This window comes from Simkania sp. (assembly GCF_965215465.1).
Lineage (GTDB): Bacteria > Chlamydiota > Chlamydiia > Chlamydiales > Simkaniaceae > Simkania.
Genome location: NZ_OZ244056.1, coordinates 391,752 through 408,053 on the forward strand (window position 1 = coordinate 391,752; position 16,302 = coordinate 408,053).

Annotated in this window: 19 protein-coding genes and 1 tRNA gene; 15 read left to right on the top strand and 5 right to left on the bottom strand. The window is 43.3% G+C overall.

Annotated features, from left to right (window positions below):
- Positions 1 to 6 precede the first annotated feature (6 nt).
- The 11 genes from rpsE (at position 7) to ACOOFG_RS01870 (ending at position 8,248) form a co-directional block, all read left to right on the top strand.
- Positions 7 to 507 carry a 30S ribosomal protein S5 gene (gene rpsE, locus ACOOFG_RS01820; protein ID WP_420421944.1) on the top strand — a complete coding sequence of 167 codons (501 nt, stop codon included), beginning with the start codon at positions 7 to 9 and terminating at the stop codon, positions 505 to 507.
- Entirely contained in the window at positions 504 to 956 is a 453-nt protein-coding gene (gene rplO / locus ACOOFG_RS01825) for a 50S ribosomal protein L15 (protein ID WP_420421945.1), read from the top strand. The genes rpsE and rplO overlap by 4 nt, the downstream gene beginning before the upstream one ends.
- Positions 957 to 998: 42 nt before the next feature.
- Complete coding sequence (gene secY, locus ACOOFG_RS01830) at positions 999 to 2,369, top strand: preprotein translocase subunit SecY (protein ID WP_420422694.1); 1,371 nt, start codon at positions 999 to 1,001, stop codon at positions 2,367 to 2,369.
- Positions 2,370 to 2,474: 105 nt separating this feature from the next.
- Positions 2,475 to 2,849: a 30S ribosomal protein S13 gene (rpsM, locus tag ACOOFG_RS01835; RefSeq protein WP_420421946.1), complete on the top strand. Its 375-nt coding sequence runs from the start codon at positions 2,475 to 2,477 to the stop codon at positions 2,847 to 2,849.
- A 78-nt stretch (positions 2,850 to 2,927) separates the two neighbouring features.
- On the top strand, positions 2,928 to 3,320 hold the full coding sequence (gene rpsK, locus ACOOFG_RS01840; RefSeq protein WP_420422695.1) for a 30S ribosomal protein S11: 393 nt from the start codon (positions 2,928 to 2,930) through the stop codon (positions 3,318 to 3,320).
- Between the two features lie 25 nt (positions 3,321 to 3,345).
- Entirely contained in the window at positions 3,346 to 4,443 is a 1,098-nt protein-coding gene (locus ACOOFG_RS01845) for a DNA-directed RNA polymerase subunit alpha (protein WP_420421947.1), read from the top strand.
- Positions 4,440 to 4,865 (top strand): 50S ribosomal protein L17, encoded by a 426-nt coding sequence (gene rplQ, locus ACOOFG_RS01850; protein ID WP_420421948.1) that lies wholly within the window; start codon positions 4,440 to 4,442, stop codon positions 4,863 to 4,865. The genes ACOOFG_RS01845 and rplQ overlap by 4 nt, the downstream gene beginning before the upstream one ends.
- Before the next feature lie 125 nt (positions 4,866 to 4,990).
- A complete protein-coding gene (locus ACOOFG_RS01855; RefSeq protein ID WP_420421949.1) occupies positions 4,991 to 6,178 on the top strand; it encodes an MFS transporter in 1,188 nt (395 codons plus the stop codon).
- A gap of 108 nt (positions 6,179 to 6,286) precedes the next feature.
- A complete protein-coding gene (gene gap / locus ACOOFG_RS01860) occupies positions 6,287 to 7,297 on the top strand; it encodes a type I glyceraldehyde-3-phosphate dehydrogenase (protein ID WP_420421950.1) in 1,011 nt (336 codons plus the stop codon).
- A 57-nt stretch (positions 7,298 to 7,354) separates the two neighbouring features.
- Entirely contained in the window at positions 7,355 to 8,104 is a 750-nt protein-coding gene (locus tag ACOOFG_RS01865; protein WP_420421951.1) for a hypothetical protein, read from the top strand.
- A 60-nt stretch (positions 8,105 to 8,164) separates the two neighbouring features.
- Positions 8,165 to 8,248 (top strand) — tRNA-Leu (locus tag ACOOFG_RS01870).
- Positions 8,249 to 8,956: 708 nt separating this feature from the next.
- On the opposite strand, the gene ACOOFG_RS01875 is transcribed toward ACOOFG_RS01870, so the two are convergent.
- A complete protein-coding gene (locus ACOOFG_RS01875) occupies positions 8,957 to 9,496 on the bottom strand; it encodes a cytochrome b/b6 domain-containing protein (RefSeq protein ID WP_420421952.1) in 540 nt (179 codons plus the stop codon).
- A complete protein-coding gene (locus ACOOFG_RS01880; RefSeq protein WP_420421953.1) occupies positions 9,496 to 10,971 on the bottom strand; it encodes a multicopper oxidase family protein in 1,476 nt (491 codons plus the stop codon). Before ACOOFG_RS01880 ends, ACOOFG_RS01875 begins: the two co-directional genes overlap by 1 nt.
- A gap of 168 nt (positions 10,972 to 11,139) precedes the next feature.
- Between ACOOFG_RS01880 and ACOOFG_RS01885 the strand changes: the two genes are divergently transcribed.
- The 4 genes from ACOOFG_RS01885 to ACOOFG_RS01900 are packed head-to-tail and all read left to right on the top strand — an operon-like array spanning position 11,140 to position 13,562.
- On the top strand, positions 11,140 to 11,997 hold the full coding sequence (locus ACOOFG_RS01885; protein WP_420421954.1) for a Bro-N domain-containing protein: 858 nt from the start codon (positions 11,140 to 11,142) through the stop codon (positions 11,995 to 11,997).
- A 3-nt stretch (positions 11,998 to 12,000) separates the two neighbouring features.
- Positions 12,001 to 12,462 (top strand): aminoacyl-tRNA deacylase, encoded by a 462-nt coding sequence (locus ACOOFG_RS01890; RefSeq protein WP_420421955.1) that lies wholly within the window; start codon positions 12,001 to 12,003, stop codon positions 12,460 to 12,462.
- A 9-nt stretch (positions 12,463 to 12,471) separates the two neighbouring features.
- Positions 12,472 to 13,035: an NUDIX hydrolase gene (locus ACOOFG_RS01895; protein ID WP_420421956.1), complete on the top strand. Its 564-nt coding sequence runs from the start codon at positions 12,472 to 12,474 to the stop codon at positions 13,033 to 13,035.
- Positions 13,032 to 13,562, top strand: coding sequence for an AAA family ATPase (locus ACOOFG_RS01900; RefSeq protein WP_420421957.1), 531 nt, complete (start codon positions 13,032 to 13,034; stop codon positions 13,560 to 13,562). Before ACOOFG_RS01895 ends, ACOOFG_RS01900 begins: the two co-directional genes overlap by 4 nt.
- Here ACOOFG_RS01900 and ACOOFG_RS01905 read toward each other — a convergent pair.
- The 3 genes from ACOOFG_RS01905 to ACOOFG_RS01915 are packed head-to-tail and all read right to left on the bottom strand — an operon-like array spanning position 13,559 to position 16,292.
- A complete protein-coding gene (locus ACOOFG_RS01905) occupies positions 13,559 to 15,274 on the bottom strand; it encodes a uracil-xanthine permease family protein (protein WP_420421958.1) in 1,716 nt (571 codons plus the stop codon). The two genes, ACOOFG_RS01900 and ACOOFG_RS01905, sit on opposite strands and share 4 nt — an antisense overlap.
- A 37-nt stretch (positions 15,275 to 15,311) precedes the next feature.
- Positions 15,312 to 15,854 carry a GNAT family N-acetyltransferase gene (locus ACOOFG_RS01910; protein ID WP_420421959.1) on the bottom strand — a complete coding sequence of 181 codons (543 nt, stop codon included), beginning with the start codon at positions 15,852 to 15,854 and terminating at the stop codon, positions 15,312 to 15,314.
- Positions 15,855 to 15,857: 3 nt separating this feature from the next.
- Entirely contained in the window at positions 15,858 to 16,292 is a 435-nt protein-coding gene (locus ACOOFG_RS01915) for a WapI family immunity protein (RefSeq protein ID WP_420421960.1), read from the bottom strand.
- Positions 16,293 to 16,302 lie beyond the last annotated feature (10 nt).

Genomic DNA, 16,302 nt, shown 5'->3' on the forward strand with positions numbered 1-16,302 from the left:
ACATCCATGGCTAAGAATAAGAGAAAACGACAAGAGGATTTCGAAACCGAATTTGAGGAAAAAGTACTCTTCATCAACCGCTGTTCGAAAGTGGTGAAGGGAGGACGCAAGTTTAGTTTTTCTGCACTCGTCATCGTTGGAGATGGAAACGGTCGAGTTGGTGTTGGCTTTGCCAAAGCCAACGAAGTGGCTGACGCCATCCGCAAAGCCGGTGAAACATCTCGTAAGAACATTTTAGATTTTGAGCTCGAAGAAACTACAATTCCACACGAAATCATTTCAGAGTGGGATGGTGCACGCGTTTTACTCAAGCCCGCAATGCAAGGTACAGGAGTCATTGCAGGATCACAAGTCCGCTCAGTCCTTGAAATTGGTGGAGTCAAAGATGTTGTTGCAAAGAGTCTTGGTTGTAACAATCCCATTAACCAAGTTTATGCAACTTTTAAAGCTCTTAGCGAACTGAAAAATCGCCAGGAAACATTAGCTGCAAGAGGAATTGAAGCATGAAGTTATCTGAACTAAAAAATAGTCATCGCAAAAAGAAAGGACCTAAGCGTGTTGGGCGTGGTCCTGGATCGAATAAAGGTAAAACCTCTTGCCGCGGACACAAAGGTGACAAGTCTCGCTCAGGTTATAAAACACGAGCAGGAAAAGAAGGTGGTCAGTTGCCACTTTTCCAAAAACTTCCTGGGAGAGGATTTCCAAATACACGGTTTCAAAAGCCGGTTTTTGCTATCAACTTAAACCGAATCAATGAACATTTTGAAGAAGGGGAAACAGTTAACCGCGAAACGCTTCTGAAGAAAGGTTTCCCTGTACGACGTGCGACGGGAGGAATTAAAGTTTTAGCAAATGGCGATCTCGAAAAGAAAGTCGTTATCGAAGCAGATGCTTATTCTAAGGGTGCAATTCGCAAATTAGAAGAAAAAGGGATAGAATTCAAACGAGTCAAGTAGAATGAATCCTTCGAAGAACACCGAAGCTGGAGCCCTTTCATGATAGCAGCTCTCAAAAGAGTTTTCGCATTGCCAGAACTCAAACAGAAGATAGTTTTTACTCTAACGATGCTTCTTGTTTGTCGTATTGGAGCGTATATTCCAGTCCCCGGAATTAATGGAGATGAAGTTGTTCAAATCTTTCGTCAAATGACTGGTGGAGGACAAAACCTACTTCAACTCGTTGACGTTTTTTCTGGTGGAGCCTTTGCAAAGATGACCATCATTGCCTTAGGAGTGATGCCATATATTTCTGCGTCGATTATCATGCAAGTCCTTGTCGCTGTTGTTCCTTCAATGCAACGAGAAATTCGCGAAAATGGCGAAGCTGGAAAGCGCAAAATGGGAAAAATGATTCGAATTGCAACAGTTTTTCTCGCCCTTTTCCAATCTGCACTGCTCGCAAAATATGCACTGAGTCTTAACGTTGCACACCCAGGAGTGATTGTTGATCAACTAATCAATGTTCAGATTGGGGGATTCCCGTGGCTTTTTTATCTTGTCATTATGTTTGCAATGACAGCAGGAACACTCTTTTTGATGTGGGTTGGGGAGCAAATCACTGAGCGAGGCATCGGAAATGGAATTAGCTTAATCATCACAATTGGAATCTTAGCCTCTCTCCCTATGACATTAGGATCGATCGTCAGTCAACTTAATCTAGATTCTCAAGAGCCAGGACAACTCACATTTTCATCGATTGTGATCTTATCAATTGTTTTCGTTTTGATCATTATCGGCACGATATTAGTGATTCAAGGGACACGCAAAATCCCATTGCAGTATGCGAGACGCGTTGTTGGGCGACATGAGACCCAAGGCGGAAGTTCTCACATTCCACTTAAAGTCAACTATGCTGGTGTGATTCCTGTGATTTTTGCGTCTTCATTGTTGATGTTTCCTGCAACTATTGCACAGTTTATAGGTCAGGGAAACTGGCTTTCAAATGTTGTGATGTGGCTCTCTCCAGGAAGCTGGGTATATACCTCTTTATTTGTCTTACTCATCATGTTTTTTACTTACTTTTGGACCGCTACTCAGTTTCACCCAGAGCAAATCGCTTCAGATATGAAGAAAAATGGAGCTTTTATCCCAGGGATACGCCAAGGGAAGCCAACACAAGAGTTTTTAGAATCTACAATGAATAGGATCACTCTTGCTGGGTCAGTATTTTTAGCATTTATTGCGATTCTTCCTACTTTAGTAGGAAAAATTTTAGGTGTCGATGCTTCTATCAGCCATTTTTTTGGTGGAACATCGCTACTAATCCTCGTCGGAGTGGTTCTCGACACGACAAAGCAGATCGAGTCCCATCTCCTGATGAAGCGATATGATGGATTTATGAAGAAAGGACGAATAACAGGTAGAGTCTAAATTAAGAGCTATAAACCACCTAAGCTCGAAGAGTGTAACTTAGGTTGAAAAGATTCTCATAGTTTGGTAACATTTTAGCTACTCGTTTAAAAAAGGTTTTAACTTATGCCCCGTGTAATAGGAAACGACATCCCAGGTAACAAGCGCCTCGTCATTAGTTTAACTTACATTTATGGTCTCGGTAGAGCCCTAGCTCAAGAAGTGATTGAGAAGCTTGGATTGGACCCCAACATGCGTGCACACAATCTGACCGAAGCAGAAATTTCAAAACTCAATGCAATTCTGCAGAATGATTACGTTGTTGAAGGAGATCTACGAAGACAGGTTCAAAATAACATCAAGCGACTCATTAGCATCAACTGTTACAGAGGCTTAAGACACCGCACTGGCCTTCCGCTTAGAGGACAACGCACAAAGTGCAACGCAAGAACGCGTAAAGGAAAGAAGAAAACAATAGCTGGAAAGAAAAAGGCAGTATAAAGGTTAAGCCGCCGAGCTTTAGGTTAATAAGGAGTAAACGTTTTGGCAAAAGATTCAAAAGCAGCAAAAAAACCACCAATGGTCAAAAAGGCACCGGCCAAGTCCAAGAAGAAAATCACACGCACTGTTCCAAGTGGAGTTGCACATGTCAAAGCCACTTTCAACAATACGATTGTTTCGATTACAGACCCTTCTGGAAATGTCATTGGTTGGGCTTCTGCAGGGAAAGTAAACTTTTCCGGTTCGCGTAAGTCTTCTGCATTTGCAGGGTCTGTTGCTGCACAGGATGCTGCAAAGTCTGCCATGAATTATGGCCTAAAAGAAGTTGAAGTTTACCTCAAAGGACCTGGAGCTGGTCGTGAGTCAGCCGTTAGAGGATTGCAAAGCGCTGGGTTGATTATCACGATGATTAAGGACCGCACCCCTGTTCAACACAATGGATGCCGTCCAAGAAAGAGACGTCGAGTATAACATTTGATCTGATAGGAGAAAAAATATGACCGTTAAGTATGGCAAGTTTGAGTTGCCAACGAAGATTAAAATAGACGAAGCGAACAAGTCGGAAACATTTGCCCGTTTCATTGCTGAACCATTCGAAAGAGGGTTTGGTCATACTGTGGGTAACGCGCTCCGTCGGATCATGCTGACCGCACTCGAAGCTCCATCTATTATCTCTATCAAGATCGAAGGCGTTCCTCATGAGTATACAGCAATTGAAGGCGTCATTGAGGATATGACTCACATCATTCTCAACTTGAAAGGAGCGCTTATTCGTAAGCTTCCGCTTGTTGAAAATAAAGATACACGCGCTCCAACAATTGTTTCGCAAGATCTCGATGTGACTCAAGACATGCTCGATGCAGGTGGCGGGCAATACGTTGTAAAATTCAAAGACATCATGGGTGAATCGAACTTTGAAATGATCAATCCTGATCATGAAATCTTCACGATCACAAAGCCTATGAAAAAGCGTGTTGATCTCAAGATTGCTATCGGACGAGGATATGTTCCTTCAGAGCGTCATGAGCTCGCAGACAAAGTTGTTGACGAAATCGTTATCGACTCTGCGTTTTCACCAGTCCGTTTAGTGAACTACTTCGTCGAGAACACACGTGTTGGTCAAGATACCGACTTCGACCGTCTCATTCTTGAAGTGACAACAGATGGACGCGTTTCACCACAAGAAGCGCTGACGTTTGCAACACAGATTGGAATTCTTCACCTTAAGATTTTTGATGAGCTAAAATTCCAAGACATTTCTTTCGATAAGGAAGAAGTTGAGTACGACACTGACCGTGATCAAATCTTGTCAAAACTGGGTCTTCGCATCAATGAGATTGAACTTTCTGTACGTTCGACAAATTGCTTAGCACAAGCGAACATTAACACCATTGCAGAACTCGTTGTTATGCCAGAATCAGAGATGCTCAAGTTCCGCAACTTTGGTAAAAAATCACTCAATGAAATTAAAGCCAAACTTGAAGAAATGAGCCTTCACCTTGGCATGGATCTTTCTCGTTTCGGAATTAACCGCGATAACGTGAAAGAAATTGTAGACGAATATCTTAAGGAAAAGTCAGGGAAAGAATCATGAGACACCGGAAGCAAACTGTAAAACTGGGCCGCACCTCCTCCCACCGACGCTGTTTGATGGCAAACATGCTTAAATCATTAGTAGAGCATGGACGCATTGAAACGACAGTTGCAAAAGCGAAAGAACTTAGACGTCATGCTGATCGATTAGTGACACTTGCAAAGCGAGGAACTCTAGCTAGCCGTAGAGCTGCTATTGCTAAGATGATGATCAACTTCAATCATCTCACTCCTAAAGAAGCTAGACAAGCTAAGCAAGGAGATCTCTCTCACTACAACACAGACCGTAAGGTTGTGAAAAAGCTATTCGATGAACTTGCTGGACGCTTTGCTGACCGCGACGGCGGTTACACTCGTATCGTTCGCATGGGCAATCGCAACGGCGATACTGCACCTCTTTGCATTATCGAGTATATCAGATAAGTTATGATGCACTGGAGTTCATCTCCAGTGCAGACTCATTCAATCTCACACTCTAACATCATCAAAGTGACGAAAAGTCATAAATAAAATACGATGCAATTTGAAACGCATGTTGATGGTGATGTATGGAAAAAGGGTCTGCCCCCAGTTTATTAACACTAGCTTTGCTCTTGTCGCTTGCAGCTGTCGGAGCACTATTCTATACGCCAGCCCTTCCTCAGCTGACGAGATTCTTTCATGTTTCGCCTAATATGGTGCAATTGACTGTGATGACTTACTTGATCGGATATGCGGTCAGTCAACTTTGTTATGGGCCTCTTTCGAAGCAATATGGAAGAAAGCGTGCGATTTATATCGGCTTAGCCCTTGCGTTTTTAGGCTCTCTTGGATGTGGGCTTTCGTCTTTATTTCACTCGTTTTGGCTACTCGTGATTGCCCGTTTTATTATGGCTTTTGGGGCTGCGGTGGGTTACGCTTTAACCTTTACGATCCTCAACGACTATTACTCTGTTGAAGAAAGGCGCAAGCTCATTCCCATTGTAGCGATTGGAATGATGCTTCTTCCTTATGGAAGTGTTGTCCTAGGGGGATTTATCGTTGAATATTTAGGCTGGGACATCGTTTTTTATGTTTTTTGTCTCTATACCGTATATGTTTTTCTTTTAGCTCGACGTCTACCAGAAACAGCAAACAACTCCAATCAGCCTTATCGACTAAAAGAGACACTCAAAGATTATGTAGCTGTCTTAAAATTTCCCCAACTCACACTTTTTTCTTTGATTATTGGATGTTGTGTGGCGGTTTTTTACATTTTTTCTTCAGTCGCTCCCTTTCTAGCTATTCATGTGATGAGCTTGACTGAAGGAAAGTTTGGTTTGATGAATGTGATTCCTATACTTGGATTTCTTTTTGGAACATTCATAGCACGTCGATTAGCAGCTAAGTTTTCGGGAATTTCTGTTGTGACCCTAGCGCTTATTCTCATGTTTTGTTTTGAAGGGGTCATGTTACTACTATTTATCTTCGGCCTGCAAAATGTTTGGGTCTTATTTATTACAGCCTTTTTTATCATGGCTGCTCTCCAACTCGTTTGGGCAAATGGGACGGCCCTTGCCACTAGGAATATTCCTGATGCTGCGCATGCCTCAAGTATGATGAGTTTTTATAATGTTGGATTGGGGGTTATTGGAGTACTTGTCATGAGTGGCTTCAATTTGGTCAGTCCAGCTGTCCTCCCCCTCATTTTTATTGGTGTGACCCTTGTCCAACTTCTAGCGCTGATTATCATCCGAGTCAAAAAAATCCATGAGTAAGAGGATAATTTTGCGCATTTGAACATGCTTTCAAAATCCCTCTTTACATTCCTCATCAACTCTCGTAACATGAAAAAATCGTAAACAGAATTTTCTAAGAGGACGATTATGACCCTACGTATTGGAATTAACGGTTTTGGAAGAATTGGACGGTCTGTTTTTCGCCTAGCTCATGAAAAATTCAACAACATTGAAATCGTCGGAATCAATGATCTTGTTCCGGCTCCTAACTTAGCCTACCTTGTGAAATACGACTCTGTTCATGGACGCTTCTCGAAAGACATTCAAAGTAAAGAAGGAGAATTTGTTGTTGAGGGGAAAAAAACTCACGTACTTGCAGAAAGAGACCCAAGTAAATTGCCTTGGAAAGACCTGGGCGCAGATTATGTGATTGAGTCAACAGGTCTCTTTACTCAATTAGATGATGCAAAAAAACATTTAGCTGGTGGTGCAAAACGGGTGGTGATTTCCGCCCCTGCCAAGGGAGATGTTCCGACCTATGTCATGGGTGTCAACCATGAAAAGTATAACCCAGATTCGGATCAAGTCGTTTCAAACGCCTCTTGCACAACCAACTGTTTAGCTCCTGTCACCAAAGTGCTTCTCGATCATTTCGGGATCGAAGAAGGACTGATGACAACTGTTCATGCCATAACCGCCACTCAACCTGTCCATGACGGGCCTTCAAAAAAAGATTTGAGGGGTGGGCGGTCTGGATGCACGAACATCATCCCTGCCTCTACTGGGGCAGCCAAAGCCGTGGCGCTTTGCCTTCCTGAAGTCAAAGGAAAATTGACAGGAATGGCATTTCGCGTTCCCGTAGCCGACGTTTCTGTAGTTGATTTAACAGTAAGGCTGACTAAATCGACCAAATATGATACTATTTGTGACATGGTGAAGCAGGAAGCGAATTCAAACCTGAAAGGAATTCTTGGATATACTGAGGAAGATGTAGTTTCATCTGATTTCATTGGAGATTCTCACTCCTCAATTTTCGATCGACATGCAGGAATCGCGCTCTCTGACAATTTCTTCAAACTTGTCTCATGGTATGACAATGAAATTGGCTACTCTAACCGCCTCCTTGACTTGATCACTTACATGGCATCAAAAGAGTGAGCTTTGCTCTCCTCTTTTAGATTGCAAAATTAACTTTTAAAACATGGAAAGGTACCAGTGAACTTTACACGCGAACCTATTATTGAAACGATTATTACCCCAAAAGAAGGGTTTAAACTTGTGATCCGTAACAGCAACGGAAATTCTCAAGAAGAGTATGCAGTCAGCAGTGTGGAAGTGGTTTCCTTTGGAAAATCATTTTTCTTTCGCTCCCTTGAAAAACCGAAACCGTTTTTATTGCCCGTTTCTGATTATGAGGTTCTTGAATCGCGCGAAACACGCAGCGTTCTTAAGAAACCTAAGATTGAGAAATCGATTAAAATTGGTGGTGGAAAAGCTCCTGCTAAAGGAAAAGAAAAAGAACTTCCTCCAGAAGAGCAGGAAGAAGCTGCTCCTCCAGAGCCTAAAAAGAAAGCAAAAGGCAAAACAACTCGACGCCGTCGCTCGACTAAGAAAGAGGAAAAAGTGGAAACTCCGCCAACAGAAGAAGGCACTCCAGAAGGAGTCGATGAAGATGCTACGCCTTCTCGTCGCACACTTCTTCCTCCTCCAACAAGTTTGATTTCTGAACAAATCAACCGTTACAAAGACTTCTTAGCAGCAGAAGGGGCGATTCTTCCTGAAGAACTAGAAGAAGGTGATAAAGTTGAAGAACTTCCCAAAGAATCTTCCGATGACCTTTCTTTCTTGCCACAAGAAGAAGTGACGTCTCAAGAACCTCCAATGTTCGATGAAACTTCCGGCCAAGATGACAAAGTTGTCGAACTCGAAGAAGAGGCTCCAGCTTCCCCCGAAGCAGAAGATTAATTGAGATCTTGAATGATAACCACTCGGAAGGGTACACTAATCTGTACTCTTCCCATCTGTGCTCGGGTGGTGGAATTGGTAGACACAAGGGACTTAAAATCCCTTGGACCTTGGTCCGTGCGGGTTCGAGTCCCGCCCCGAGCAGATTGTCCGTGTTAGATCTTTTCCCTGAGACAATTTATCTGCAGATTGTCATCGCTTGACAAGGTACTTCGAACCTTGCGCTGCACTCTTCCAGCCCACATCTAAATCACCTCAGAAAAACCCTCTAAACACACCCAATCTCCTCGGAGCGGCCCCCTCACAGATCGTATTAGATACGGTTTGTGCTGGTGTCACTCAAGTTAAAAAGATGGAATTTGGAAATAAAAGTATGGAAAAGTTGGATTTAAAGGATTTTCGAAAGTGGAAAGAAGCAAATAAAGAAAGGGACTTTTCTTTATTCGATTACATTTTTCAAATGAAAAATTTAAACAATCTAAGCTCGGATATCTTTTTTGGCTTTTATGAACTTTGTTGGCCCACCTTCTTGACCTATAAAAATTATGTTTTCCTAAAAGAAGCTTTTTCACAGCAAAAGGTCGATAGACTTTCTTCTGAAAATGCTTAGGTTGAGTTTTGGATAAACTTCTTATCTATTGATCCCTATTTTGAAACTGAATTAGAGACTGAACTCTTTGCAAAAAAACTCGTAGAAACTTGGTCACAAAAACTGATCTACGAGTTTCCAGGCAAACACTTTATTGTTGAGCATCTTTCTGACGAGGATACAGGCGATTATGGGGTGACATTTTATCAAAAATGATCTGCAACCGTTTTCTGGATAATGGCGCTAGATAGAGGATGCTGTCGTCATCGTTGATGTTTTCTTTCGATGTAGAAGGTGAGGAGGGCCATGCCGACATGTCCACACCAGTAGATCCAGACAAAATTAGCAAAGAATCCATGGAGGTTGAGCAGCCAGTTGAGCTTCGCACTTAAATGGTCTGTGTGGATGAGATAATTTCCAAAGAGAAAAGGGCCACTGAAGCTCATGGAGGTAAGGGCTAAAAGGCCGAAGCCTTCAACCATGCCGGGTAGACCGCCGGCTCGCCCGCGGACGGGGAGTTTGAACTTGAGGAGATTGCGTAAATCCTCCCAAATCGTTTTTCTGAGTTCTTTGTTGTAAGGAAATTGGTGGTGGAGCATCGTCATATTTTGGTAACAAAAACTCCAAATCCAATGGATGAGGACTGTGAGAGCTAGAAGGCACCCGGAAATACCGTGAGGGACAACCCAAAAGGTACTTGGAAGAAAGATCCCCGTTAACATATTGATGGTTGTAAAGAGCGCCATACAAAAGTGGAGAACTCCCGTGAAAGGGTGCCAGTGTTTGAGCTTGAGAGGGTTCACTAATAGCCTCCGTAAATCCTGCTGTAGTCGACGATTTCTTTTTGAGGAAAGTAGGGAGGGGTGTACCCGTCATATTGTACGACTGTAAACATGCCTGCCCAAAGGTGGTAGGAAATGTGGCAGTGGAGAGCCCAGATGCCGGGATTGTTGGCATCAAATTGCACTTTCACTGTTTGGTTAGGCATCACAAGGATTGTGTCGCGCATCGCTCCTGAAAATTGGACACCATCAATTTCCATGACTTGAAAGACATGGCCATGAAAATGCATGGGATGGGCCATTGAGGTTTCATTAGAGAAAACAATCTCTACGCGTTCACCTTCTTTCACGAATAATGGTTGGTTGTTGGGCCAAACATGATCGTTGATCGCCCAAACGTAATATTTCATATTTCCTTGCAGTTTGACGTTGAGGGTGCGGTCGGGTTTTTTTGAAGGAAGAGGATTTTTCGCATGCAGCTCTTTTTCGAAGGCATTAGAAATCGCGCCTACGGTTGCTTTAGTTGTAAGAGAGAGTTTGGGAACTTCTGCCTTGGGTGTTTTTAAAATAGCTCCTGTGACCATGTTTGTTCCTTGGCATTGTGCAAGGATGGGAAAGGCTCCTCCTGTTTCAGGGATGGTCACAAGGACGTCAACTCTTTGTGCTGTGGCAAGGGGAAAATGACTATGATGAATAGGATCCACGTCGCTTCCATCGACTGCAATGACTTCACCTCGGAGATTTCCAAGTGAGATATGGAATCCACTTCCAACTGACCCGTTGATCAGTCTTAGCCGCACGGTTTCCCCTGGATTGACTGTATAAACTGGGGGATTGTCTAAGGTTTTTTGATTGGTCAAAAACGCGTCAAAGTCGACGTCATTGAGGTCCTCTGCTCCAAATTTGCTTGTCTTAACGTCTAGAGGGGGTAGCCAGTTGGCTCCTTTTGTTGCTGCCATCTCTACAAACTCTTTTCGCAGTCCCTGCCAAACAGTATCGATGCTTTTAAAAGTGAACGCTTCAAAGAAGAGGATGATGTTTTTGTAACGCTCTTTTTCTTTGGTGAGGAGAATGAGCGGTGCGGCCATGAGCTTTTGCTCTTGTAGTCCATAGTGCGAATGTGTCCAAAAAGTTCCTGCTTGCACCACTTCTAAGTTGTAAGGTTGAGATTTACCAGGAGGGATCGGAGGTTGCGTGACATAAGCAACGCCATCTTCTTTTACAGGAAGGATCAGTCCATGCCAGTGAAGTGTCGTTGGGACGGAGGTTTGGTTTTCAACGATCGCATTGAAACATCCACCATCCGTTTTGTAGATGACGTTAGGCTCAATTCCATAAACTTTTGAGGAGCGCCCATTGACAGTGATTTGCTTTTCAATGATTTGGATGGGGCTGGCGTCTGACCCCGCTTTTTTACAGGGGCCGTAGGTTCCGGTGGGTTCCGAGCAAAAGCTAGAGATGCAAAAAAGCAAAGGCAAAATTCTTTTAAGTATCATGGGACTGATTTTTTTTTGGTGTCTGTCGATAATTTGGATCCTAGCTTATTTATGTTTATGTAGGGATAAAAATTCGAGGCTGTTTTAGCCAAGCCTTTGATTATAACTTGTTTTTTATCGCTTGCCTTCATAAGATCCAATTCTTTTGTATTCATCCGGAGGGTTAATATGGAAAATTCGGAAGCAAAACCTGATCCTAATTCAGGAAAAATCGCAGTTTTTGAAGATAAGAAAGTCCGCCGAGTTTTTTTTGAGGGAGAATGGTATTTTTCGGTCATTGATGTGATAGATATTCTCACAAATAGTGCTAATACTAGAAGGTATTGGTCGGATTTAAAGAGAAATCTTGTTGATAATGAAGGGTTTATTCAGTTGTACGATAAAATCGTACAACTGAAATTAGAGGCTAGTGATGGCAAGAAGTATCTGACTGATACTGCCAATACGGAGACAGTCTTTCGGATCATACAATCAGTACCTTCTCCAAAAGCAGAGCCATTTAAAAGGTGGCTTGCTAAGGTTGGATATGAGCGTATTCAAGAAATTGAAGATCCAGAACTTGCGACAAAACGCACGCGGGCAATTTATAAAGCAAAAGGCTACAGCGATGAATGGATCGAAAAGAGGATGCGCGGCATTGCGATTCGTGAAGAGCTAACGGATGAGTGGGACAATAGAGGAATTCGCATCCAAAGAGAGTATGCGATTCTGACGGCTGAAATTTCAAAGGCTACGTTTGGTTTAACCCCTTCAGAATATAAAAAGCATAAGGGACTCGAGCAAGAAAACCTCCGGGATCATATGACGGATCTTGAATTGATCTTTTCCATGCTAGGTGAAGCTGGTGCAAAAGAAATCTCGGTTAATCGAGATGCTCAAGGCTTTGATGAGAATAAAACAGCGGCAAAACTTGGAGGTAAGATTGCTGGAAATGCTAGACGCCAGTTAGAAGAAGAAAGTGGAAACCCAGTTGTATCAAAGGAAAATTATCTAAATCTCATTTCAGGTTTTGAAACGGAGGATTGAACCTTGGATTACGAAAAAAAGTTAAAACAATACATGAGCGAGCGCAAGGTGGAGGGAAGACATCTTTCGTTTGAAGTTTCCTGTCATTCCATTGCAGACGCTGCGGAAGCTGTAAATGGTGAGCCCGGAGACTTTGTAAAAAATGTCTGTATGATGACTTCAGATGATCAATTGATCGTTGCAATTGTTGGAGGGGAAGAAAATGCGAGTAGTAAGAAGGTAGGAAAGGCTTTAGGCGTTGAATGGCCACGTCTGGCTAGGCCGGAAGAGATTTTAAAGAAAACTGGTTATCCTTGTGGAGGGATACCCTCTTTTGGCTTCTCGGCAATTTTTTTAATTGATCCAAAAGTTTTAGAAAAGGATGTGATCTACACAGGAGGTGGATCGGAGAATTCCCTTGTAAAAGTTTCTCCTAAACATCTTCAACACTTGAATCAAGCAACAGTTGTTCGTATCAGACGATAGAAGAAGAATATGGAACTCCGCACTGAAATTTTACAGATGATCGATCGACTCCATCCGACGGATGCAAGAGAAGAAGCGGATCAAGCTTTCACGTTGCAATGGTTAAGGTCTGGAGTGGAAATTTTTAGGCGAGAAAAACCCGCAACTCCTCCTGTGCATCTTGTTTCCTACTTTGTACCGGTAGACTTAAATCTGGGGAAAATCCTTTTGGTACATCATAAAAAAGCAAATTTGTGGCTTCCTCCTGGTGGGCATGTCGAATGGAACGAACACCCTCGAGAGACAGTGAAGAGGGAGATGTTAGAGGAGCTGTCAGTTGAAGCGGGATTGCTTCAAGAAGATCCTTTTTTTCTGACTGTTACCAAGACGGTAAATGAGATGAGCTCTCATACTGACGTTTCTTTATGGCATCTTGTTCAGGGTGAGTCAGAGCTTAAATATGCATTTGATCGAGATGAATTTCATGAGATTAGATGGTATTCCTATGATGCGATTCCACAAAAACATGTTGAGCCTCATCTGAATCGATTTATGACGAAGTTCTCTCATGATTTTCGAGAGGTTCTTCGATGAGAGTTGCCGTTTCTGGAACACATCACTCTGGGAAATCGACCTTGGTGGAAGCTTTGGAAAAGCAATTTGAGTGGTACACGGCATTAGATGAGCCTTATTTCTTGCTGGAGCAAGAAGGATATATCTTTTCTGATCCTCCTGCTCTTGAAGATTTTGAAGAGCAATTTAAGCGTTCGATTCAATTAATTGAGGAAAGTGATCAAAACACGATCTTTGATCGGTGTCCACTGGATTTTTTAGCCTATGCCATGGTGATTTCCAAAAGGGTGGACGAGACTTTATGGATGGAAGAGATGAAAGACGCGATCAATCTTTTGGATCTGATCGTTTTTCTACCAATAGAACCACGTGATAGAATTCCTGTTCCGCATGAAGAAAATCTGAAGTTTCGACAGAGAGTCAATGAAAAGATGGAGGAAGTTTTTTTGAGTGATGATCTGGGAATCTTAAACAAGGTAAAGGTTTTGAAGGTAGAAGGAGATTTAGCAAAGCGGGTGAAAGAGGTTAACCTCCATATGCTCGTTTAAATAAAAAATTGCATTTGAATGTGACACTTGTTTTCTTCGGCTTTTGAAATGAGCTTGTCGGGGTAGATGGTGAGAAGAAATCCTAAGAGGCCTTTGATCATGGGAGCTTCGTCGATGAGATCTTCTGAAGAGAGAGGGCGGTGCTGCGGAAGGTGCAGCAGATCTCCATGGTAGGTGAGGTCGATTTGGTAGCTTGTGTCATCGAAGGAAACTTTTGCTTTGACGGGGGTGTCTGTGTAGCGTCCATCATCTAAGAGTTTGAGGAGGGCGTTTGTGGCGTCATAGGTTCTCTTAGCGTGAGTTTCGGGCGCATTCCAACTTTTTGTGAGCTTGAAAAAGAAATCTTTGAACGTTTTGTGGCTTGGTGAGGCGAAGTCGACGACGAAGGTGGAGCTCCGTTTGATTCCGAGGCGAAAGATGAGATTGAGAATGATGGACGTGAGAGTTGCGATACTAAGTGTGGAGCCAGCGAATGCTTTGATACTGTCAGGAAGCGAGCGAAAGTATTCTCCAAAAACTTGGTAGCTCAGGCCAAAGAGAAGGGAAATTCCAATGATAAACTTTTGCCGAATGTTGATGGGATTTTGACTGATGATTTGGAGGCCGCCGAGTAGCATGAGGCTTCCTGTAAAAACTAAGGCGGCACCGACAACAGGGTGAGGAATGAGCATGATCAGCAGAGGGACTTTAGGGATGAAGGCAAAGATCAAGAGAAAAAGTCCAATTCCAAAGGCAATGTAACGGCTTGTTGCACCTGTTGCTTGCGACACTCCAACACAGCTGGGGGCAGAAGAATTTCCCGGAACCCCAAGAAGGCCTCCGATAGTGGAGCCCAATCCATCTGCCAAAATTCCTTTTTTGATTTCATGGATGTTGGGACGACTCCATTCATCATCGTTGATTTTTTGACAGGTTGTCACTGTTCCTGTTGTTCTTAGGGCTGCTGCAACGCTCGCCATGAGAAAGGGGACGATCAGAACGAAATCAAATGAATAGGAAAGGTGACTGAAGTTGATCCCGCTTGTCCAAGAGGCTTTGAAGAAACCATCGAGGGCTTTTTGAGGAATGACGCCTAAGATGTAACTTAAAATCGACCCGACAAGAATTCCAATGAAGACGGCGAAGAGGCGGAATTTTCCTTTTGCCCAAATGGAAAGGCCAACTAGAAAGGCGAGTGTCACGACGGCAACGAGAAAATGGGGGCGAAAAATTTTCGCGTGCCAGCCAATTTCCACATCGAGGAAGAGTTTGGCTCCTACGAGTCCAAGCTCGATGCCAACAACCATGATGATGAAGCCGGTGATGACTGGGGTGAAGATAGTGCGCAAGTAGGGAATAAGTTGGGAGAGGGCAACTTCTGCTAATCCGGCAAAGATTGTCATTCCAAATAAAAGAGGGAGTCCTCCCCGTTCGAGGGCAAGGAGTGAGGCTTGAAGGTAGATCGCAGAAATGACTGGGGGAGCTAAGTAACCGGAACCAATCGGACCTTTCCAAAGTGCTTGCAAAACTGCGGCAATTCCGACAGCGATCATAGCGCAGCTCACCATTTGTTGTGCAAGAAGGGGTGTGGCGTGACTTTGTCTTGCCATAATCCCAACAATCACAAAATAGATGGAGATAATACAAATCTGTTGGATCGAAAGAAGGACCCACTTCCAAAGAGGAGGTCTTTCATCGACAGCGTAGATCAAGTTTGAAGGCTTTTTCTTCATAACTGCATCTTCGCCGATTTTAAGGGAAAGCGCAAGTTTAGCTTTTTTTCATGCGATAGAGAACATGAGGGCGCATGGGGTGCCCTTGAGGAAGTTTAGAGTTTTCGAAGTCATCTTTGGGGTCGTATGTCATGCCCAGTTTTTCCATGAGCTTGCGAGATGGGGTGTTGGAAGGAAGAGTGAAGGCGACAATCTCTTCGAGTTTTAAGGTTTCAAAAGCGTAAGCGAGAACTTTTGAGGCAGCTTCGTAGGCATATCCTTTTCCCCAATACTGGTGTGCGAGTCTCCAACCGATTTCGATGCAAGGAGTGAAGTGAGCTTCGAAGGCTTGTAAATGGAGGCCGACGAAACCAATGAAAGACGTTTCGTTTTTAACTTCAACTGCCCATAGTCCATACTCTTTTTCTTCAAGTTCTCGTTGAAACTTTTGGGCAAGTTGATTGCTTTCATCAGGAGAGAGCATTTTATGAAAGTATTCCATGACAGGGGGATCAGCATTCATTTCAGCAAAGAGGAGAAGGTCTTCGGTTTTCCAGTGCCGGAGAAGTAAGCGTTTGGTTTCAAGGGTAGGAGCTGTCACGGCTTACACTCCTTTAAAGGGATAGGTTGTTAGGATTTGTTGCAGCTCGGCAATGACAGCGGGGAAGTAAGATTGATCAAGCTGGCAGACGAAGCGGTGCTCTTCAGTTATATTATCAGGTGTCATCGAGATAACAACTGTGCATTGCCCTAAGGTGCTCATGACAAGTTCAAACCCAAGATGAGGCTCCATGAATTCAACTTGCATTGTCCCTGACAAATCTGCACAGAGTTTCTGGCAGCAATCTTTAAGCTGCACTAGATCTGAAAGATGAATAAAAGGTCCTGTAACTTTTACAGTTGATGTAGCTGTTTGACATTCAGCTGTGGCTTCTAGCCAATTGCCATCCCAATAATCATCATCTGGAAATTCACGTCCATGAATCCAGAGCCGCAGGCATCCTATAGATAAGTCGGGTTTGTGCTTTGTTTCTACCATGGGTCAAATT